Raw genomic sequence first — 19,607 nt, 5'->3', positions numbered from 1 at the left:
CAAAAAACAAGCCGAGGATTATACCTGAGCTATGACCTCACGCGCCAGTTGAGGTCGGGTTTGATGCGCAAACGTTCTGTTTTAAGAGGTCGCGCATCTGTTTTGCTATCTGAATCTTCTCTTCAGCCGATAAATCCGGCTGCCTTGCTTTCTTGATCAGGTCATCGAGGGTCTGCGTGTGCTGACCCGCGGATAACCTAGTAATGGTGTCTAAAAACTGTTGTTCAAGGTTATCGCCGTCAATTAGCCACTCCTTTTCCGCGAGGGCTTTCAATAGTCGGCCCTGTTCGGTGCCGTGCCAGCGCGCCATCAACTGGATTGAGTTTAGCTTAGGATTTTTCTGTACCGCCTCGATCAAGGCGATCAATACTTGGGCGTAAGTGTTGCTCGCATTGGCAAAATGATCAGCACTCTCGACCTTTTCCGCCAGTTGCGGGTGATGGATGAGCGTACGCAGGGCAATGAGCGTTGGCGCTTCTACGGCGACAGGCGTTCGCGGGGCATAAGCCTCGTCACGGTCACCGCGCTTGCCATTCTTGCTCCAGGGTTTCTTTTCCCATTTCTTGCCGTCGCTGCCAGACTTTTTCGGTGTCCATTCCTGCTGGGGCGCGTAGGCCTCCTGCGGTTGATGGAAGTCGGAATAGTCCGGCATGGCGTCGTAATCCATGCCTGGGTCGTAGGTCGGCGGCGGTGCGTCATGCGGCGCGTTGTGCACCAGTTGGCTGACGGCTTCGCCGCTTAACCCGGTGATTTCCTGCAGGCGCATGCGCATCAGTGATTTCAGGTTGGCGCCGGGAACCTTGTCTATCAGCGGCGCCGCGAGGGTGGCCATGTGGGCCTTGCCTTCGAGGGAGCGCGGGTCGGCTTCTTCGGTCAGTTGCTGGAAGAAGTAGTCGGCCAGCGGTTGTGCATGCTGGTTGATGCGCGCGCGGAAGGCGTCAGTGCCTTCGGAGCGGACCAGGGTATCCGGGTCTTCGCCTTCGGGCAGGAACAGGAAGCGTGCGCGACGTCCGTCCTGCAGGCTCGACAGCGTGGCCTCGAGTGCGCGCCAGGCGGCGTTGCGGCCGGCCTGGTCGCCGTCGAAGCAGAACAGCACGCTGGGTACCACGCGAAACAGGCGCTTCATGTGTTCTTCGCTGGTCGCGGTGCCCAGCGTGGCGACGGCATTGCGCAGGCCTTGTTGGGCGAGCGCGATCACGTCCATATAGCCTTCAACCACGATGATCTCATCGAGGTTGCGGTTGTTCTTGCGCGCCTCGAACAGCCCGTAGAGCTCCTGTCCCTTATGGAATACCGGAGTTTCCGGGGAGTTCAGGTACTTGGGTTTGTCGTCCCCCAATACTCGGCCACCAAAGGCGATGATGCGGCCCCGGCTGTCGCGGATCGGGAACATCACCCGGTCGCGAAAGCGGTCATAACGTTTGCCGGTCTCGGCGTTTTCCACCAGCAGGCCGGCGTCGATCATGGCTTTTTGCTGGAGGGTGTCGCTGCTCAAGTGCTTGTACAGGTTGTCCCAGCCGGGCGGGGCGAACCCCAGGCCGAAGTCCCGGGCGATTTCCCCGGTGAGGCCGCGACCTTTCAAATAGTCGACGGCGGCCTTGCGCTGCGGATGGCTTTTAAGCGCCTGACGGTAAAAGTCGGCAGCGGCCGTCAGTAGCGGGTAAAGCGGCGAATCAGTAGGTTGGCGCGGCTTGTGCGGCCGCCCGCTTTCTTCCCGAGGGACTTCCATGCCCGCGGCTTTTGCCAGGTCCTCGATAGCCTGGGGGAAATCCAGGTTGTCGTGGTCCATGAGAAAACCCAGGGCGTTGCCGCCTGCGCCGCAGCCGAAGCAGTAATAGAACTGCTTGTCGGGGCTGACGCTGAATGACGGGGTTTTCTCTTTGTGGAACGGGCAGCAGGCGGTGTAGTTTTTGCCGGCTTTTTTCAGTTGCACGCGCGAGCTGACAACATCGACGATGTCGGTGCGGTTCAGAAGGTCGTCAATAAAGCTCTGGGGAATCAGCCCGGCCATGGCGTTCTCGTCATCACTGCGTGTCAATGAGGGCCCAATGATTGCTCAAGCGCACGCAGTGCGTGGCTCGTTCATCAGTTGTCTGCTTGGGCATTCAGGAAGTGTATCTGCCGTTCATTCACTGACGTTAGTTTCAATCAGGTTTTTGGCATGGAAATGTTGCCCCGGCATCCGGTCTTGGCCAATGGCGGCCTCGGAAGCTCGTCGTCGGGCACAGTCGATACAGTTGATCGCCTGTTTGAAGAAAATAAGTGTGCTCGTCAGTAGCCTTGATAGGCTCGTCAGAAGAGACGTGCACCGCTGGCAAAAGAGCCAGTCCTGACGTGTGAAGCAGTTGTATCGGTCGCATGTGCGGCGTCAACAGTGAAGCATCAAGCGATATCCGCAAATGCCATTAGCCCGGCTGAGGGCCGGGCTTGGCAGAAGCTTGCTACGAACGTCTGTGTATTAGTACAGACGAACGGCGCGGCGCTGTTCGCGCTGAACTTTCTTGGCGTGACGCTTAACAGCGGCTGCTGCCTTACGCTTACGCTCAGAAGTTGGCTTCTCGTAAAATTCGCGGCTACGAACTTCAGCCAGTACACCGGCTTTTTCGCAGGAGCGCTTGAAACGACGCAGAGCTACGTCGAAGGGTTCGTTCTCTTTAACTTTGACGGCTGGCATCCAGAGCTACCTTCTTTCATTACCGGGATCAACGTTCTCGTCGCAAAAAATTCGCGGCTGAGGTCGTCGGTTTTTAAGGGTTGCGGATGTTAACCCCTCATTGCCCGGAATGCAAAGCCTCTGATCGAAAACCGCTAGTCGGGAGGGGGAGTGGCGACTATTATGCGCGCCTTCGAATTCAGCCTCTACAAGGCGCAAACCCATGCTAGTACTGGGACTTGAAACCTCCTGCGACGAAACCGGTGTCGCACTTTACGACAGTGAACGCGGGCTCTTGGCCGATGCACTGTTCAGTCAGATCGACCTGCACCGTGCCTATGGTGGCGTGGTGCCGGAGCTGGCCAGCCGTGATCACGTCAAGCGCATGCTGCCCCTGATCCGCCAAGTGCTGGATGAGGCCGGCTGCGTGCCGACCGAGATCGACGCCATCGCCTACACCGCAGGCCCCGGATTGGTCGGAGCCCTGCTGGTTGGGGCCTCTTGCGCCCAGGCGCTGGCGTTTGCCTGGGGCATTCCGGCCCTCGGCGTGCATCATATGGAAGGCCATTTACTGGCACCGATGCTGGAAAAAACACCGCCAGAGTTCCCGTTCGTCGCATTGTTGGTTTCCGGCGGCCATACGCAGTTGGTTCAGGTGGACGGAATCGGCCAATACACCCTTTTGGGTGAATCCTTGGACGACGCTGCCGGCGAAGCCTTCGACAAGACCGCGAAGATGATGGGCCTCAATTATCCCGGTGGTCCGGAAATCGCCCGCCTCGCCGAAAAAGGTGTTGCCGGTCGCTACACCTTCCCGCGGCCGATGTGCGATCGCCCGGGCCTAATGTTCAGCTTCAGCGGTTTAAAAACCTCTGCGCTGAACACCTGGCAGCAAAGCGTCAGCGCCGGAGACGACAGCGAGCAAGCCCGTTGCGACATCGCTCTGGCGTTCCAGCAGGCCGTGGTGGAGACTTTGACCATCAAGTGCAAGCGCGCCTTGAAACAGGCAGGCATGAAGCGGCTGGTGATCGCAGGCGGCGTCAGCGCCAACAAGGCCTTGCGCACTTCGCTGGAAAAAATGCTCGGCGACATGAAGGGCGACGTGTTCTACGCGCGCCCCGAGTTCTGCACCGACAACGGCGCGATGATCGCCTATGCCGGTTGCCAGCGCCTGCAGGCTGGTCAGCATGAAAGCCTGGCAATCAGCGTGCAGGCGCGCTGGCCGATGGAGCAGTTGTCGCCGTTGTAAGGCTGCAAGGTGGGCCGGGCTCATCGACGGTATTTAAAAATGCCGTTCGCGCCCGGCAAACAGGTCGCGTAAATTGCCCCGGTGGCGCCAGACGATCAGCAGTGTCAGCACGCTCATTGGCAGCAGTGCCGCCGGTTCTTGCCAGGCCAGTAGCGGCAGGGTGAGCGGGGTGGCGATCAACGCGGCGAGCGAGCTGGTGCGGGTCAGGTAGAACGTCAGCAGCCAGGCGAGTACGGCCAGCAACGCCGCCGGCGGGTAGATCCCGAGCAACATGCCGGCTGCCGTGGCGACGCCTTTGCCGCCGCGAAAGCGGAAGTACAGGGGAAACAGGTGGCCGAGGACCGCGCATACGCCGATCCAGGCCTGCTGTTGCAGGGTCAGGCCGGCGAGGCTGGCGATCAGCACGGGCAACAGGCCCTTGCAGAGGTCGCCCAGCAGCGTCAGTACGGCGAGTTTCTTGCCGGCCAGGCGCAACATATTGGTGGCGCCGGCATTGCCTGAGCCACTCATTCGCGGGTCGGGATTTCCCGTCAGGCGGCTGAGCAAAATGGCGAAGGACAGCGAGCCGAGCAGGTAGGCGAAAATCGCCAGTGACCAAAACATGCTAACTATTCCGGGCGAGGACGCCCTGATTCTAACGGGGCATCGCGCCCTTGTCGTGCTGCGGAGAAGAGTGCTTGGACAGAGTGTTTATCGAAGGCCTGGAAGTCGACACCGTGATCGGGGCCTACGACTGGGAGCGCGGAATCCGTCAATGCTTGCGCCTGGACCTGAGCTTCGCCTGGGATAACCGCCCGGCTGCGGCCGGTGATGACCTGACGTTGGCGCTGGATTACGCCAGTGTATCCGCGCGTATCCAGGCCTTTGCCGAACAATCCCAGTACCAATTGGTGGAAACCTTTGCCGAACGGTTGGCCGAAGTACTGATGAGTGAATTTCAGATTCCCTGGTTGCACCTCAAGTTGACCAAGCCAGGCGCCGTTCCGGCTGCCAAGGGTGTGGGCGTGGAGATCGAGCGCGGATGCCGCTAACTCAGGTTTACCTAGGTCTAGGCAGCAATATCGAGCGCGAGTCTCACCTCCGCGCTGGCCTGGATGCGCTGGCGAGTTTTTTGACGGATGTGCGCTGTTCAGCGGTGTTTGAAAGCCAGCCGGTGGGCATCAAGAGCGGGCCGTTCTTTAATCTGGTGGTGTCGGCCTACACCGACCTGCCGCTGATGGAGCTGGACAGGCGGTTGAAATTCATCGAGGCCGACAACGGTCGCTACGCGCCGGATCGCAAGGGCCTGCCGCTGGATATCGATGTGCTGTTGTACGGCGATCTGGTGGGTAACTTCGATGGATTGATCCTGCCGCGTGTAGAAATCCTCAAGAACGCCTTTGTGCTGTGGCCGCTGTCGTTGATGGCGCCTGAGCGAGTGCACCCTGAGGCGGGCAAGACGTTGGCCGAGTTGTGGCGCGAGGCGCAGATTGACCAGGTGCTGGCGCCTGTCGCATTTGAATGGCAGGGCCAGCAACTCACGCCGAACATTCTCCTGTAGGAGCTAGCTTGCCGGCGATGGCGTTCCTGAGCTCGCTATCGCCGGCAAGCCGGGCTCCTACAGTGCGTAGTGTTCTTTGTAGATTTTTAGGGCCTTGAGCCGTTCGCGCTTGAGCGCCTCGCCCAGCTCAGGGCCTTTGAAACCCTTCTCCAGCAAGGGTGCAACGGCCACTTCGCGAGCTGCCTTCGCGGCCCCACGCAAGTAATCTGCTTGTGGATAACTTCTCTGCTCCAGACCCTTGCGGCCTCGGGCGTCCATTTCGCAAGCGACCACGAATTCCTCAAAGCGCTGCGGCCGACGGTAAACGTCGAAACTTTGCAGCAACTCCAGCAGCGTCGAGGCTTTCAGCTCCAGCGCACGATGACCGTGGGTGTGATACTGGCCCACCAGCAACGCCAATTCCTGGCAATCCCTTGGCACCTTGAAGCGTTCATTGACGGCCTTGATCAGCTCCAAACCCCGCTGTTCATGGGCGATGTGCTGCGGCAACTTATCCACAGGGGTCGTGCCTTTGCCCAGGTCGTGCAGCAGGCAGGCCCAGCGCACGGTAAGGGGCTGCTGATGCAAGGCCGCTTGTTCCAGCACGCTCAAGGTGTGAATGCCGGTGTCGATTTCCGGGTGATGGGCTTCGGGTTGTGGGACGCCGAACAGGGCATTCACTTCTGGCATCAAGGTTTTCAGCGCATCGCAGTCGCGCAGTACCTGAATGAACACGTCGGGTTGGTCTTCCATCAGTGCGCGGGAAATTTCTTTCCAACTGCGCTCGGGCGTCAGCGCCTCCAGTTCGCCGGATTCGCTGAGCTGGCGCATCAGTTCAAATGTTTCTGGTGCGACGGTAAACCCCAGTGCCGCGTAACGTGCGGCGAAGCGTGCAACACGCAGTACTCGCAGGGGATCTTCGGCGAACGCCGGAGAAACATGGCGCAGAATGCGGGCTTCAAGATCTCGCTGACCGTGATAAGGGTCGGTCAAGTTACCGTCGTCGTCTTCCGCCATAGCGTTGATTGTCAGGTCGCGGCGGATCAGGTCTTCTTCCAGCGTCACCTCGGGGCTGGCGTGAAATACAAAGCCGCCATAACCCCGGCCGCTTTTGCGCTCAGTACGGGCGAGGGCGTACTCGTCACCGTTTTTTGGGTCCAGAAATACCGGGAAGTCAGCACCCACCGGCTTGTAGCCCTTGGCGAGCATCTCTTCGGCAGTCGCGCCCACCACGACGCGGTCGATATCGGTCACCGGGATACCCAAGAGGCGATCTCGCACCGCACCGCCGACTTTGTAGATTTTCATGAAAAAGCCTCCATTAGCGGCACAGGATACCGTCTGTGCTTGGCCAATGGAGGCTTTGCTGTTTCAGAGATGAACGACGGCCAGGTCCAGGCGGCCGTAGTCGTTATCGTTGTGATCGGTGCGCGGTGGCACGTGGTGGGTTTTCATCACCTGGTCGCCCTGCAGGGTTTCCAGGTGAATATCAAAGCCCCAAAGCCTGTGCAGGTGCTTGAGCACTTCCTCGGTGGACTCGCCCAGGGGTTTGCGGTCGTGCTGCTGGTGACGCAAGGTCAGCGAGCGGTCGCCGCGTACATCAATGCTGTAGATCTGCACGTTGGGCTCGCGGTTACCCAGGTTGTACTGGGCCGCCAGGGTTTCGCGGATGGTGCGATAGCCGGGTTCATCGTGGATGGCCGGCACCACCAGGTCATCCTTGAGGTCATCATCGAGAATACTGAACAGTTTCAGGTCTCGAATGACCTGCGGTGACAGGTACTGCAGGATAAAACTCTCGTCCTTGAAGCTGCTCATGGCGAATTTTATGGTGGACAGCCAATCGCTGCCGGCGATTTCCGGGAACCAGCGGCGGTCCTCCTCGGTGGGGTGTTCACACATGCGCCGGATATCGCGGTACATGGCAAAGCCCAATGCATAGGGGTTGATGCCATTGTAGTAAGGGCTGTCGAAGCCGGGTTGGAACACCACGCTGGTGTGGGAGGTGAGGAACTCCATCATGAAACCGTCGGTGACCAGGCCTTCGTCGTACAGGTCATTCATCAACGTGTAGTGCCAGAACGTGGCCCAGCCTTCGTTCATCACCTGGGTTTGGCGCTGTGGATAAAAGTACTGGGCGATCTTGCGCACGATACGCACGATTTCCCGCTGCCAGGGTTCCAGCAGCGGTGCGTGTTTTTCCAGGAAATAGAGGATGTTCTCCTGCGGTTCGGCGGGGAAGCGCGCATTATCCTTGTCGCTATTCTTGCCGGCGCGCTTGGGAATGGTGCGCCACAGGTCGTTGATCTGTTTCTGCAAGTGCTCCTCACGCTCCTTCTGGCGCAGGCGTTCTTCCTCGGCGGAGATCGGATACGGGCGTTTGTAGCGGTCGACGCCGTAGTTCATCAGCGCATGGCAGGAGTCGAGCAGGTCCTCCACCGCATCGATGCCGTGGCGCTCCTCGCATTGCATGATGTACTGCTTGGCGAACACCAGGTAATCGATGATCGAACTGGCGTCGGTCCAGGTGCGGAACAGGTAGTTGCCCTTGAAGAAACTGTTATGCCCATAGCAGGCATGCGCCACCACCAACGCCTGCATGCAGATGGTGTTCTCTTCCATCAGGTAGGCGATGCAAGGGTCGGAGTTGATCACGATCTCGTAGGCCAGGCCCATCTGGCCGCGGCTGTAGGACTTTTCGGTGCTGAGGAAGTGTTTGCCGTAGGACCAATGGTGATAACCCAGTGGCATGCCGACCGAGGCGTAGGCATCCATCATCTGTTCGGCGGTAATCACCTCGATCTGGTTGGGATAGGTGTCCAGGGCATAACCCGCCGCAATGCGGCTGATTTCGCGGTCATAGGCCTGGATCAGTTCAAAGGTCCACTCGGAACCCGTGGAGATCGGTTGGCGTCTTTGCTCTTTTTTGGCGGTCATGTCACTAACCTGCGCTGGAAGAGTTCACGGAAGACCGGGTAGATATCGCCGGCCGAGACCAGTTGCTGCTGGGTGAACGTGTCGGCAAAGGCTTCGCCGATGCGCTCGTATTCGAACCACAGGGCCTGGTGCTCACGGGGGGTGATTTCAACGTAAGTGTAGTACTGCACGAACGGCATGATCTGGTTGATCAGGATGTCACGGCAGATTGGGGAGTCGTCGTTCCAGTTGTCACCGTCCGAGGCCTGGGCGGCGTAGATGTTCCATTCATTGGCCGGGTAGCGCTCGGCCATGATCTCCTGCATCAGTTTCAATGCACTGGAAACGATGGTGCCGCCGGTTTCCCGCGAGTAGAAGAATTCCTCTTCGTCGACTTCTCGGGCGCTGGTGTGGTGGCGGATGAACACGACGTCGATCTTGTCGTAGTTCCGCTTCAGGAACAGGTACAACAGAATGAAGAAGCGCTTGGCGATGTCCTTGGTGGCTTGAGTCATGGAGCCCGACACGTCCATCAGGCAGAACATCACCGCCTTGGAGCTGGGGTTGGGTTGTTTGACCAGCAGGTTGTATTTCAAGTCGAAAGTGTCGAGGAATGGCACGCGGTGAATACGTGCGCTTAGTTTCTCGATTTCCGCCTCTATTTCCTGGATATCGCCGAAGTTGTCCGGCTCTTCACGCTTCAACCGTGCCAGCTCTTCCTTGGCGTCCCTCAGTTTGGCGCGGCTGCTGCCTGACAGGGCGATGCGCCGCGCATGGGCCGAGCGCAGGGTGCGGATGATGTTGATGCGGGACGGGTTACCCTCGTTGCTGATCCCGGCCCGCACGGTTTTGAAGGTGTCGGTGCCGGTCAGGTTGCGTTTGACCAAGTTGGGCAGTTCCAGGTCTTCGAACATGAATTCGAGGAATTCTTCCTGGGTGATCTGGAACACGAACTCATCCATGCCTTCGCCGGAATTGCCCGCCTTGCCCGGCCCTTTACCGCCGCCACCGCCTTGGGGGCGCTGGATATGTTCGCCGGTCGTGAATTCCTTATTGCCGGGATGAACGACGGTCTGTTTGCCGCCCCGGCCGTGGTGCAGCACCGGTTCGTCGATGTCCCGTCCAGGAATGCTGATCTGCTCGCCGTGCTCCATGTCCGTGATGGAACGGCGGCTGACGGCCTCTTCGACGGCCTTTTTGATGTGGTCACGGTAACGCCGCAGGAAACGCTGGCGGTTTACCGTGCTCTTGTTCTTGCCATTGAGGCGTCGGTCGATCACATAGCTCATGGGGAGCCCTCCGGGCAGCTTCACGTTACAAGCTTCAAGCCGCGAGCTGGAAGCTTAGAGACAAGCGGTCAGCTGCCAGGCCAGTGGCCCGGCAGTTCACGCCTGTCGCTGCCTTACTGCGATTTGCGAACCCGCAGATACCACTCGGAGAGCAGTCGTACCTGTTTGTCGGTGTAGCCGCGCTCGACCATGCGTGTGACGAAGTCGTTGTGTTTTTGCTGATCCTCCTTGCTGGCCTTGGCGTTGAAGCTGATGACCGGCAGCAGGTCCTCGGTGTTGGAGAACATTTTTTTCTCGATGACCACCCGCAGCTTCTCGTAGCTGAGCCAGGTTGGGTTCTTGCCATTGTTGTTGGCGCGGGCGCGCAGCACGAAGTTGACGATTTCGTTGCGGAAATCTTTCGGGTTGCTGATGCCGGCGGGTTTTTCGATCTTTTCCAGTTCCTCGTTGAGGGCCACGCGGTTGAGGATTTCGCCGGTTTCCGGGTCGCGGTACTCCTGGTCCTGGATCCAGAAGTCGGCGTACAGCACGTAGCGGTCGAAGATGTTCTGGCCGTATTCGCTGTAGGACTCCAGGTACGCGGTCTGGATTTCCTTGCCGATGAACTCGATGTAGCGCGGCGCCAGGTATTCCTTGAGGAAACGCAGGTAGCGTTCGCGGGTTTCGGCCTGGAATTGCTCCTGTTCGATCTGCTGTTCCAGCACGTAGAGCAAGTGCACCGGGTTGGCCGCAATTTCGTGGGGGTCGAAGTTGAAGACCTTGGACAGTATCTTGAACGCAAAACGTGTCGAAAGACCGTTCATGCCCTCATCCACACCGGCGGTGTCGCGGTATTCCTGGATCGACTTGGCCTTTGGATCGGTATCCTTGAGGTTTTCGCCGTCGTACACGCGCATCTTCGAGTAGATGTTCGAGTTTTCCGGCTCCTTGAGGCGCGACAGCACCGTGAACTGGGCGAGCATCTTCAGGGTGTCGGGTGCGCAGTGCGCCTTGGCCAGGGAGCTGTTGAACAGGAGCTTGTCGTAGATCTTGATTTCATCGCTGACCCGCAGGCAGTACGGCACCTTGACGATATAGATCCGGTCGATGAAGGCTTCGTTGTTCTTGTTGTTGCGGAAGGTGTGCCACTCCGATTCGTTGGAGTGCGCCAGCAGGATCCCGGTGAACGGAATCGCGCCCAGGCCTTCGGTGCTGTTGTAGTTGCCTTCCTGGGTCGCGGTGAGCAATGGGTGAAGCACCTTGATCGGTGCCTTGAACATCTCCACGAACTCCATCAGGCCCTGGTTGGCCCGGCACAGTGCGCCTGAGTAGCTGTAGGCGTCGGCGTCGTTCTGTGGGAATTCTTCAAGCTTGCGGATATCGACCTTGCCCACCAGCGCCGAGATGTCCTGGTTGTTCTCGTCGCCCGGCTCGGTCTTGGCCACGCCGATCTGGTTGAGGATCGATGGGTAGAGCTTGACCACGCGGAACTGGCTGATGTCACCGCCGAACTCGGCCAGGCGCTTGGTGGCCCAGGGCGACATGATGGTGTTGAGGTAGCGGCGCGGGATGCCGAAGTCTTCTTCGAGGATCGCGCCATCTTCCGTGGCGTTGAACAGGCCCAGGGGCGACTCGAAGACCGGTGAGCCCTTGATGGCGTAGAAGGGCACTTTTTCGATCAGTTGTTTGAGTTTTTCGGCCAAGGACGATTTACCACCGCCGACGGGGCCAAGCAGATAGAGGATCTGTTTCTTCTCCTCCAAGCCTTGGGCAGCATGGCGGAAGTAGGAAACGATCTGGTCGATGCATTCTTCCATGCCGTGGAAGTCTTCAAAGGCCGGATAGCGGCGGATCACCTTGTTGGAGAATATTCGCGACAGGCGCGAATTGTTCGAGGTGTCTATCAGCTCTGGCTCGCCAATTGCCAGCAGCAGGCGTTCGGCGGCAGATGCGTAGGTGCTGCGATCCTGTTTGCACAGCTCGAGATACTCTTGCAGCGTGAGTTCTTCCTGCTGTGTGGATGCGAAGCGTTGTTGGAAGTGGCTGAATATACTCATGACGTCGTCACCTCGCTCGATACGTGGAGCCGACGCCGGATCAATCAGTCGATGCTGGCAGACATTGGCAGACGCCAATGGCCGTTTTCCCCCCAGAACACCCTGAAACGCTACCGATGACCCGCACGCCGGTGTACCGGCTCTCCCCTGATTCGGATGGCCTGCGCTTAAGGATAGTTCGGAATCAGAGAGGTCAAGGCGCGATGCGCAATTAGTTTGGCTGCGCCGTTCGTCAGAAACGGCGCGAGCCCAAGCGTCACGCGGGGTAGCGGGGTGTGAAAAAAATTATTGCGAATTGTCGGAAGAAATTTCCGCAGGAAAAGTCGTACGCCACAGTTCAAAGCCGCCGTCCAGGCTATAGACGTCGGAGAAACCCTGGCTGATCAGATAGGCCGCTGCGCTCTGACTGGAGTTGCCGTGATAACAGGCCACGATCACCGGCGCGTCGAGGTCGGCGGCGTGGATGAAATCGGCGATGTTGACGTTGTCCAGGTGCCGGGCGCCGGTGATGTGGGCGGCCGCATAAGTCGGCTGGTCACGAATGTCGACAACCACGGCGCCTTGCTCGCGCAGGGCCTGGGCTTGTTCAGGGGGGATACGTTTGAATTCGCTCATGGCGGGCTCCTATGGCTTGGCAGTAGCCGGCAGTGTAACGGGAAGAGGGGATTCGCACTGGCAGCTATAACGCTCGCCGGTGTCGATGTTCATCAGGGTCATGGCGCCGCCCCACACGCAACCGGTGTCGAGGGCGAACACGCCGGGTTCATCGCACTTGCCCTCAAGGGCCGCCCAATGGCCAAAAATGATCTTGGTGTCACGGGTCTTGCGCTCTTTGTGAGCGAACCACGGCTTGTAGCCCGGCAGCGCGGTGTCAGCGCCTTCCTTGCTCTTGAGGTCGAGCTTGCCCTCGGCGGTACAGAAACGCATGCGCGTGAAGTAGTTGGTGATGACCCGCAGGCGCGTGACGCCGGTGAGGTCGTTGTTCCACTTTACTGGTTCGTTGCCGTACATGCCGTCGAGGTAGGCGGTGTACAGGTTGTCATCGGCCAGGGCGCTTTCGACTTCGGCGGCGCACTTGAGGGCTTTCTTCAGTGTCCACTGCGGCGGGATGCCAGCATGGACCAAGGCCATGTTGCGGCCTTCGTCGTAATGCATGACTTTCTGCCGGCGCAGCCAGTCGAGCAGCTCGGTGCGATCCGGCGCTTCGAGGATTTCCCGAAGGGTATCGCCCTTTTTCAGACGCTCGATGTTATTGCCGGCGGCCAGCAGATGAAGGTCGTGATTACCCAATACGCAGACTAGAGCGTCGCGCAGGCTATACAAATAGCGCAGCGTTTCCAGGGATTTCGGGCCGCGATTGACCAGATCGCCGACCAGCCACAGGCGATCGTGGGTTGGGTTGAAGGCTACGCGTTCAAGCAGGCATTTGAGCGGTTCGAGGCAGCCCTGCAGGTCGCCGACCGCGTACGTCGCCATCAGTGCAGGGCTCCCGGCACGGCAAGGCGGAAGGGCGCGATGATGGCGTCGAACAACTTGCCGTCGGTGGCTTTCATCTGATACGAGCCTTGCATGGTGCCGACTTTGGAGGTCATCACCGTGCCGCTGCTATAGGTATGGCTGGCGCCGCTGTCGATCAATGGTTGCTGACCCACCACGCCGGCACCGCGAACTTCTTCGACCTGACCGTCACCGTCGGTGATCACCCAGTGGCGCGACAGCAGCTGGGCCGGCACCTGTCCGTTGTTTTTCACCGTGATGGTGTAGGCAAAGGCAAAGCGGTTGTGTTCAGGTTGGGATTGGTCCGCCAGGAAGCGGGTGACGACGCTGACGTCGATCTGGTAGCGAGGATCGGACATGCAAGAGGCCTTAAAAGCGGAGGACAGCAGATGCGGGTCAGTCTAGGCCAAGAGGAGGGCACTAGGCCAGACATGTGTCTGGCCTTGCCCGGCGCTGTCAGTCTGCGGCTGGCGCAGGCTGGATCGCCAACTGGTCGGCCAGGCGCACGAACGCGGCGAGGTCCAGTTGCTCGGGACGCAGGCCGCCATCGACGCCGGCAGCTTCGATCTCGGCATTGCTCAGCAGCGCCTTGAGCGTGTTGCGCAGGGTCTTGCGGCGTTGGTTGAAGGCCTCGCGCACCACGCGCTCCAGCAACTTGTGGTCCTTGGCCGGGTGTGGCAACACGGCGTGGGGCACCAGGCGCACGATGGCCGAGTCGACCTTAGGCGGCGGGTTGAACGCGCCAGGGCCCACGTTGAACAGGTGCTCGACGCGGCAATGGTACTGAACCATGATCGACAGACGGCCCCAATCACCACCGCCAGGACCCGCGGCCAGACGTTCAACTACTTCCTTTTGCAGCATGAAGTGCATGTCGCGGATGATGCCGGCGTTGTTCAGCAGGTGGAAAATCAGCGGCGTGGAGATGTTGTACGGCAGGTTGCCCACCACACGCAGGCTGTTGGGCGCGGCATTGAGGGTGTTGAAGTCGAACTTCAGCGCATCACCCTGATGCAGGTTGAAGTTGGGCTTGCCGGCGAACTGCTGGTTGAGGATCGGGATCAGGTCCTTGTCCAGTTCCACCACGTCCAGTTGGCCGCCGCTGGCCAGCAGGCCTTGGGTCAGCGCGCCCTGGCCCGGACCGATTTCCAGCAGACGGTCTTCAGGTTTGGCATGGATGGAGCGCAGGATGCGGTCGATCACGCCAGCGTCGTGCAGGAAGTTTTGCCCGAAGCGCTTGCGCGCCCGGTGTTGGTAATGCTCGGTCATATACGGGTCTCGGCCATCTGATAGGCGGTTTCCAGGGCCACGTGCAGGCTGCCGGTATCGATCTTGCCGCTGCCCGCCAGGTCCAGGGCAGTGCCATGGTCGACGGAGGTGCGGATGATCGGCAAGCCCAGTGTCACGTTGACTGCGGCGCCGAAGCCTTTGTATTTAAGCACCGGCAGCCCCTGGTCGTGGTACATCGCCAGCACTGCGTCGCAGTGCTCCAGATATTTGGGGGTAAACAGAGTGTCCGCAGGCAGTGGGCCGCGCAGGTCCATGCCTTCTTGGCGCAGACGCTCCAGGGTGGGTTCGATGATGTCGATTTCTTCATGGCCCAAGTGGCCGCCTTCGCCGGCGTGGGGGTTGAGCCCGCAGACCAGGATGCGCGGTTGGGCGATGCCGAATTTCTGTTGCAGGTCGGCGTGCAGGATGCGCGTGACGCGTTCCACCCGCTCGACGGTGATGGCATCGGCAATCTCGCGCAGCGGCAGGTGCGTGGTCACCAAGGCGACCCGTAGGCCGCGCGTGGCCAGCATCATGACGACTTGTTCGGTGTGGGTCAGCTCGGCGAGGAACTCGGTGTGGCCGGAAAAGGCGATACCGGATTCATTGATCACGCCTTTGTGTACGGGCGCGGTGATCATGCCGGCGAAGTCGCCATCGATGCAGCCTTGCCCGGCGCGAGTCAGGGTTTCGAGCACGAACGCTGCGTTGGCTTTGTTCAGTTGCCCGGCAACCACGTTGGCCTGCAGCGGGGTGTCCCACACATACAGGCTTCCTGCCGGGGCGGGCAGGTCCGGCCAATTGCCGGGCGCCACGTCCAACAGAATGACGGCCACACCCAGCTGCGCGGCCCGCTCAAGGAGCAGGTCGCGGCTGGTAATGGCAATCAGGGGGTGTGGCTGGGGTTGCGAGGCGAGCAGCAGGCACAGGTCAGGACCAATGCCGGCCGGCTCGCCGGGTGTCACCGCGAAACGCTGGGGTTTCACTGAACGGCCTGGTCGGTGCCTGTCTGGGCGCCTGGCAGCTTGTTCTCAACATAGGCTTCGTCGCGGATCTGACGCAGCCAGGTTTGCAGCTCTTCGTCGTATTTACGGTTACGCAGTACGTTCAGCGCTTGTTGCTCGCGGGCTTGGTTGGTGTTGTCGGTGGCGCGACGGCCAAGGACTTCCAGCACATGCCAGCCATATTGGGTCTTGAACGGCTTGGACAATACACCCTGCGGGGTATCGGCCATCACCTGTTGGAACTCCGGCACCAGCGCTTTCGGATCGATCCAGTTCAGGTCGCCGCCATTGAGGGCAGAACCAGGGTCTTCCGAGAAGCTCTTGGCCAGGGTAGCGAAGTCTTCACCGCTCTGGATGCGGTCATAGATCTTCTGGGCCAGTTCCTTGGTTTGGGCTTCGGTGCGGATTTCGCTAGGTTTGACCAGGATGTGGCGAACGTGCACCTCATCCTTGAGCGATGTTTCGCCGCCGCGTTTTTCCAAGAGCTTCAGGATGATGAAGCCTCCCGGTGTGCGCGCAGGTTGGGTGATGCCACCCACTTCCATTGCGCTCAGCTCGCGGTCAAACGGAGGAGGCAATTGAGCCGCTTTACGCCAGCCCATGTCGCCGCCTTCCAGTGCGTTGTCGCTGCCGGACTGGGCGATCGCCATTTGGGCGAAGTCGGCACCCGCCTTCAAGCGATCATAGATAGCCTGGGTCTTGGCGGCGGCTGCATTGAGCTGCTCGGAGTTGGCGCTGTCCGGTGTCGGGATCAGGATGTTGGCCAGGTGCAGTTCCTCGGAAAGCTGCATCTTGCCCAGGTCCGACGCCAGGAAGTTCTTCACTTCCTGCTCGGAGACTTGAACCCGCTCGGCCACACGGCGTTGGCGTACACGGCTAATGATCATTTCACGGCGGATCTGGTCACGGGCGTCCTCATAGGACAAACCGTCGTGGGCCAAGGCTGCACGGAACTGGTCGATGCTCATGTTGTTGCGCTGGGCGATAGTGCCCACGGCCTGGTTCAGTTCTTCGTCCGAAATACGGATGCCGGAACGATCGCCGATCTGCAGTTGCAGGTTCTCGACGATCAAACGCTCGAGTACCTGCTGGTCCAGGACGCTGGTCGGTGGCACGCCACCGCCACGCTTGGCGATGGTTTGCTGGACTTCCTTGACGCGCTGGTCCAGTTGGCTCTGCATGATCACGTCGTTATCGACGATGGCCACTACCTTATCCAGTTCTTGAACCGCAGCGTGCGCCGATGCGGTACCCAGGAACAGTGCGCCCAGCACTAGCGGGCGCAGACAATCAGAAAGCTTGGTCTTCACGTTCACGATAACCTTCAATGCCTTTGTCGAGGAAGCTCTCTACCTTGGCGCCGGTCAGGCCGCCGAGTCCTTTGAGGACGATCTGGAAGAAGAGCCCGTGGTCACCCTTTTCGTTAAGCGGGGCGATCTGGCTGTATTCGTCGTTGGAAACCCAGTAACGGTTGATGACGCGCAGTTTCCAGCAGCAGTTGTCGTACTCGAAACCACCGAAGGCTTCCAGGGTACGGTTGCGAGCGTAGTCATACTGCCAGCGGGTGATCAGGTTCCACTGGGGAATGATCGGCCACATCATCGAGAAGTCGTGTTGTTGGATTTTGTAGTAATCCTTCACATAGTTATCTGCGCCCGGTGTGCCGTAGTCGCCACCAAACTGCCATTTGCCGGTCAGTTGGTTGTAGACGACCTGGTCATTACGATAGCGATAACCAACGTTGATGATTTTGTTCGGGTTGTCTTCCGGCTGGTAGTGAAGCATCGCGCTGCCGGAACGAGGACTGTGTTCCTCGGTGTCCCAGTTGTAGTCGGCAGTGGCGCGCCAGTCACGGTTGAAGCGGAACTCGTAGTCCAGTGCAACCGGCGAAACGTCGGACTGTGCATCGGCACGGTCAGCCGCCAGGATACCCGGCAGTTGAACCTCACGATCCTTGAAGTAAACCGCCTGGCCAACGGACACACGCTGACGTTCAAAGCCGTTTTCTTCGATCCAGCGGCTGGTCACGCCCAGGGAAAGTTTATTCTCGTCGCCGATCCGGTCAGTGCCGCTGAAGCGGTTGTCGCGGAACAGCGACGCGTAGCTGAACGAGTATTCGCTGGTATCAAAGACCGGGATGTCGCTCTGGTCCTTGTTCGGCACATACAGGTAGAACGCACGCGGCTCGAGAGTCTGGCGATAGTCTTTGCCGAACCAGTTGGTGTTGCGGTCGAAATAGAGGCCGCTGTCGACGCTGGCGATTGGCACCGCGCGGTCTTGCGAGCTTTTGAAGGTGCCACCGGCATATTGAGTGCCGGCTGCGGCTGCCGCATTTTGACTCGCAATGATCTGGTTCTTGCCGGTGCTATCCAAATCAAGATCGTACTTGGTGTAAACGTACTTGAGCTTCGGCGTGATAAAACCGTAGGTCCAGTTCATCGGATAGGCGACGGCTGGTGCCACGTTCAGGCGTGTACCGTTTGCACGGGTCAGGCCGCGGACGTAGGTGTCCAGGCGAGGCGACACAAATCCGTCCTGATCGGTGAACGTGCCATTTTCAAGGCTGCGTTCAAAGCGAACAGCTTCAGTCTCATAGGTAAAGTTCAGCCCACCCGGATGGTACGGCAGCGCACCATTGAAGGTGATTTGCGGCAACCGGTCATACGGCGTGATCTGTGAGATCGTCGCTAGCTGGTAAGCCTGGAGGTTCAGGCGCGCCTGGTAAGAGTCGCCCCGGTAGGTCACGGAACCCTGTTGATTGAGGGCATCACGGCTTTCAACACCTTCCTGGAACGACTTCAGATCCTGGAAGTAGTAAGGATCACTGATGCGGGTGTAATCCACCTGGGTCGCTACACGCGAATCCAGCCCGCCCTTATGCTGCCAATTGAGCATATAGCGGGTTTTTTCGTAGTCGGTCTGTTTTTTGCGCTCGTCGTTGTCGTCGTTCAGGTACGCGCCGCCGAACTGGCCTTCGCTGGACTTGGTGAGGTAGCGGAATTCGCCTTCCATCAACAAACCGCGCTTGGTCATGTATTGCGGGTACAACGTGGCGTCGTAGTTGGGCGCCAGGTTGAAGTAGTACGGCGTCACCAGGGTGAAGCCGGTTTCGCTGCCGGTGCTGAAGCTTGGCGGCAGGAAGCCGGATTGACGACGGTCGTCGATCGGGAAATAGATGTAAGGGGTATAGAGGATCGGGATGTTCTTGACCCGCAACGTCGCGTTGGTGGCGGTACCGAAACCGGTGGCCGGGTTCAACGTGATGTTGTTGCCCCTGAGCTGCCAGGCGTTGCTGTCTGGCTCGCAGGTGGTGTACGTACCGTCCTTGAGACGGATGATCGCGTTTTCGGCACGCTTGGCGTACAGCGCGTTACCGCGGATGCGCGATTTGTGCAGCACATATTCGGCGTTGTCGATCTGGGCCGCGCCGGTATCGAGTTGCACTTCGGCATGGTCGCCCACGATCAGTGCACCGTTGTCGCGCAGACGGACCTTGCCGTTCAGCTCGCCACGGTTCTCGGCCTGGTACAGGCTGGCTTCTTCAGATTCCAACTGCATGCTGCCCTGGCGCATGACGACGTCACCGGCCAGGGTCGCGACTTGTTGTTCCTGCTCGTAACGCGAAGCCTTGGCACCGATGAAGGTGGGCGCATCGCTCTTGTTCGTCTTGTCGTTCATGCCAGGACGAGTCGGCTCGATGTACGCACCGCCGCAGTACGGGCCGGTTTCGGCCAGCTGCGCTGCGGTCAGCTTCTCGCGTGGTACCCAGTCCAGGTGGCTGTAATCGGCGCTGCGCGAGCGCAGGCCACGGCCCTTGGATTCGGTGACCAGTGCGGTCTTGGGCTCGGCCTCGGCGTTGCCGCCAGCATCGGTCTGAGCCGTGCTGTTGGCGGAGCTGATGGCAGCGCCATCATGCACCGGGCGCGGTGGTAGCGGGGCTGCGGCGGTTTTCGGCGCGCAATCCCAGGCACCCGAAGCAGAGACTGAGCAGTCATACTGTTCCGCGGCGACCACGAATGAGGTGGCGAAGGGTTGCAAGGCCAGCAGACTGCCGGTTACCAGCAACGGAAATTTTCTACGAAACGCGGGGGATTTCAATGCCATCTTATTAGTCCGGGCTTCCTGCGTGCCATCTGCCCGCGGTTTGGGCCGCACGCCTCTCGATGGTCTGAAAA

Annotated in this window: 17 protein-coding genes; 3 read left to right on the top strand and 14 right to left on the bottom strand. The window is 59.6% G+C overall.

Features of this window, described 5'->3' with window-relative positions:
• Nucleotides 1-37: 37 nt before the first annotated feature.
• Together dnaG and rpsU are read right to left on the bottom strand one after the other, a co-directional pair.
• Nucleotides 38-2,011, bottom strand: coding sequence for a DNA primase (gene dnaG, locus U367_RS0118985; RefSeq protein ID WP_028618172.1), 1,974 nt, complete (start codon nucleotides 2,009-2,011; stop codon nucleotides 38-40).
• A 447-nt stretch (nucleotides 2,012-2,458) separates the two neighbouring features.
• A complete protein-coding gene (gene rpsU / locus U367_RS1000000131040; RefSeq protein ID WP_002551877.1) occupies nucleotides 2,459-2,674 on the bottom strand; it encodes a 30S ribosomal protein S21 in 216 nt (71 codons plus the stop codon).
• Nucleotides 2,675-2,876: 202 nt separating this feature from the next.
• Between rpsU and tsaD the strand changes: the two genes are divergently transcribed.
• On the top strand, nucleotides 2,877-3,902 hold the full coding sequence (gene tsaD, locus U367_RS0118975; RefSeq protein ID WP_028618170.1) for a tRNA (adenosine(37)-N6)-threonylcarbamoyltransferase complex transferase subunit TsaD: 1,026 nt from the start codon (nucleotides 2,877-2,879) through the stop codon (nucleotides 3,900-3,902).
• Between the two features lie 33 nt (nucleotides 3,903-3,935).
• On the opposite strand, the gene plsY is transcribed toward tsaD, so the two are convergent.
• Complete coding sequence (gene plsY / locus U367_RS0118970) at nucleotides 3,936-4,505, bottom strand: glycerol-3-phosphate 1-O-acyltransferase PlsY (protein ID WP_010206988.1); 570 nt, start codon at nucleotides 4,503-4,505, stop codon at nucleotides 3,936-3,938.
• Nucleotides 4,506-4,579: 74 nt separating this feature from the next.
• Here plsY and folB point away from each other — a divergent pair, with 74 nt between their 5' ends.
• A complete protein-coding gene (gene folB / locus U367_RS0118965) occupies nucleotides 4,580-4,933 on the top strand; it encodes a dihydroneopterin aldolase (protein WP_015886183.1) in 354 nt (117 codons plus the stop codon).
• The gene (gene folK / locus U367_RS0118960; RefSeq protein ID WP_028618169.1) at nucleotides 4,924-5,442 is read left to right on the top strand and encodes a 2-amino-4-hydroxy-6-hydroxymethyldihydropteridine diphosphokinase; all 519 of its coding nucleotides are present in this window, start codon (nucleotides 4,924-4,926) and stop codon (nucleotides 5,440-5,442) included. The genes folB and folK overlap by 10 nt, the downstream gene beginning before the upstream one ends.
• Nucleotides 5,443-5,499: 57 nt before the next feature.
• Here folK and U367_RS0118955 read toward each other — a convergent pair whose 3' ends face one another.
• From U367_RS0118955 to U367_RS0118905, 11 genes are all read right to left on the bottom strand, one after another.
• Nucleotides 5,500-6,729, bottom strand: a complete 1,230-nt coding sequence (locus tag U367_RS0118955; RefSeq protein WP_028618168.1) for a multifunctional CCA addition/repair protein — start codon at nucleotides 6,727-6,729, stop codon at nucleotides 5,500-5,502.
• Nucleotides 6,730-6,792: 63 nt separating this feature from the next.
• The gene (locus U367_RS0118950) at nucleotides 6,793-8,358 is read right to left on the bottom strand and encodes a SpoVR family protein (RefSeq protein ID WP_028618167.1); all 1,566 of its coding nucleotides are present in this window, start codon (nucleotides 8,356-8,358) and stop codon (nucleotides 6,793-6,795) included.
• Entirely contained in the window at nucleotides 8,355-9,626 is a 1,272-nt protein-coding gene (locus tag U367_RS0118945; RefSeq protein WP_028618166.1) for a YeaH/YhbH family protein, read from the bottom strand. Before U367_RS0118945 ends, U367_RS0118950 begins: the two co-directional genes overlap by 4 nt.
• Nucleotides 9,627-9,739: 113 nt before the next feature.
• Nucleotides 9,740-11,662 carry a PrkA family serine protein kinase gene (locus U367_RS0118940; RefSeq protein WP_016977873.1) on the bottom strand — a complete coding sequence of 641 codons (1,923 nt, stop codon included), beginning with the start codon at nucleotides 11,660-11,662 and terminating at the stop codon, nucleotides 9,740-9,742.
• A 285-nt stretch (nucleotides 11,663-11,947) separates the two neighbouring features.
• Nucleotides 11,948-12,277, bottom strand: a complete 330-nt coding sequence (gene glpE / locus U367_RS0118935; RefSeq protein WP_028618165.1) for a thiosulfate sulfurtransferase GlpE — start codon at nucleotides 12,275-12,277, stop codon at nucleotides 11,948-11,950.
• A gap of 9 nt (nucleotides 12,278-12,286) precedes the next feature.
• Complete coding sequence (locus tag U367_RS0118930; RefSeq protein WP_028618164.1) at nucleotides 12,287-13,138, bottom strand: symmetrical bis(5'-nucleosyl)-tetraphosphatase; 852 nt, start codon at nucleotides 13,136-13,138, stop codon at nucleotides 12,287-12,289.
• Complete coding sequence (gene apaG / locus U367_RS0118925) at nucleotides 13,138-13,518, bottom strand: Co2+/Mg2+ efflux protein ApaG (RefSeq protein WP_028618163.1); 381 nt, start codon at nucleotides 13,516-13,518, stop codon at nucleotides 13,138-13,140. The genes U367_RS0118930 and apaG overlap by 1 nt, the downstream gene beginning before the upstream one ends.
• A gap of 97 nt (nucleotides 13,519-13,615) precedes the next feature.
• On the bottom strand, nucleotides 13,616-14,428 hold the full coding sequence (gene rsmA, locus U367_RS0118920; protein ID WP_016977876.1) for a 16S rRNA (adenine(1518)-N(6)/adenine(1519)-N(6))-dimethyltransferase RsmA: 813 nt from the start codon (nucleotides 14,426-14,428) through the stop codon (nucleotides 13,616-13,618).
• Nucleotides 14,425-15,414, bottom strand: a complete 990-nt coding sequence (gene pdxA, locus U367_RS0118915) for a 4-hydroxythreonine-4-phosphate dehydrogenase PdxA (RefSeq protein WP_028618162.1) — start codon at nucleotides 15,412-15,414, stop codon at nucleotides 14,425-14,427. The genes rsmA and pdxA overlap by 4 nt, the downstream gene beginning before the upstream one ends.
• A complete protein-coding gene (locus tag U367_RS0118910) occupies nucleotides 15,411-16,748 on the bottom strand; it encodes a peptidylprolyl isomerase (RefSeq protein WP_028618161.1) in 1,338 nt (445 codons plus the stop codon). Before U367_RS0118910 ends, pdxA begins: the two co-directional genes overlap by 4 nt.
• Nucleotides 16,723-19,536: an LPS-assembly protein LptD gene (locus tag U367_RS0118905; protein ID WP_028618160.1), complete on the bottom strand. Its 2,814-nt coding sequence runs from the start codon at nucleotides 19,534-19,536 to the stop codon at nucleotides 16,723-16,725. Before U367_RS0118905 ends, U367_RS0118910 begins: the two co-directional genes overlap by 26 nt.
• Nucleotides 19,537-19,607 lie beyond the last annotated feature (71 nt).

The organism is Pseudomonas canadensis (assembly GCF_000503215.1).
Lineage (GTDB): Bacteria > Pseudomonadota > Gammaproteobacteria > Pseudomonadales > Pseudomonadaceae > Aquipseudomonas > Aquipseudomonas canadensis.
The sequence above is the reverse complement of the archived record's forward strand: the minus strand, read 5'-3'. Positions and strand labels throughout refer to the sequence as shown.

Coding starts and splice junctions, on each gene's coding strand:
- tsaD (WP_028618170.1), top strand. CDS start 2,877: ATGCTAGTACTGGGACTTGAAACCTCCTGCGACGAAACCGGTGTCGCA.
- rsmA (WP_016977876.1), bottom strand. CDS start 14,428: ATGACCGAGCATTACCAACACCGGGCGCGCAAGCGCTTCGGGCAAAAC.
- rpsU (WP_002551877.1), bottom strand. CDS start 2,674: ATGCCAGCCGTCAAAGTTAAAGAGAACGAACCCTTCGACGTAGCTCTG.
- U367_RS0118905 (WP_028618160.1), bottom strand. CDS start 19,536: ATGGCATTGAAATCCCCCGCGTTTCGTAGAAAATTTCCGTTGCTGGTA.
- glpE (WP_028618165.1), bottom strand. CDS start 12,277: ATGAGCGAATTCAAACGTATCCCCCCTGAACAAGCCCAGGCCCTGCGC.
- U367_RS0118955 (WP_028618168.1), bottom strand. CDS start 6,729: ATGAAAATCTACAAAGTCGGCGGTGCGGTGCGAGATCGCCTCTTGGGT.
- plsY (WP_010206988.1), bottom strand. CDS start 4,505: ATGTTTTGGTCACTGGCGATTTTCGCCTACCTGCTCGGCTCGCTGTCC.
- U367_RS0118945 (WP_028618166.1), bottom strand. CDS start 9,626: ATGAGCTATGTGATCGACCGACGCCTCAATGGCAAGAACAAGAGCACG.
- dnaG (WP_028618172.1), bottom strand. CDS start 2,011: ATGGCCGGGCTGATTCCCCAGAGCTTTATTGACGACCTTCTGAACCGC.
- folK (WP_028618169.1), top strand. CDS start 4,924: ATGCCGCTAACTCAGGTTTACCTAGGTCTAGGCAGCAATATCGAGCGC.
- apaG (WP_028618163.1), bottom strand. CDS start 13,518: ATGTCCGATCCTCGCTACCAGATCGACGTCAGCGTCGTCACCCGCTTC.
- U367_RS0118930 (WP_028618164.1), bottom strand. CDS start 13,138: ATGGCGACGTACGCGGTCGGCGACCTGCAGGGCTGCCTCGAACCGCTC.
- U367_RS0118940 (WP_016977873.1), bottom strand. CDS start 11,662: ATGAGTATATTCAGCCACTTCCAACAACGCTTCGCATCCACACAGCAG.
- U367_RS0118950 (WP_028618167.1), bottom strand. CDS start 8,358: ATGACCGCCAAAAAAGAGCAAAGACGCCAACCGATCTCCACGGGTTCC.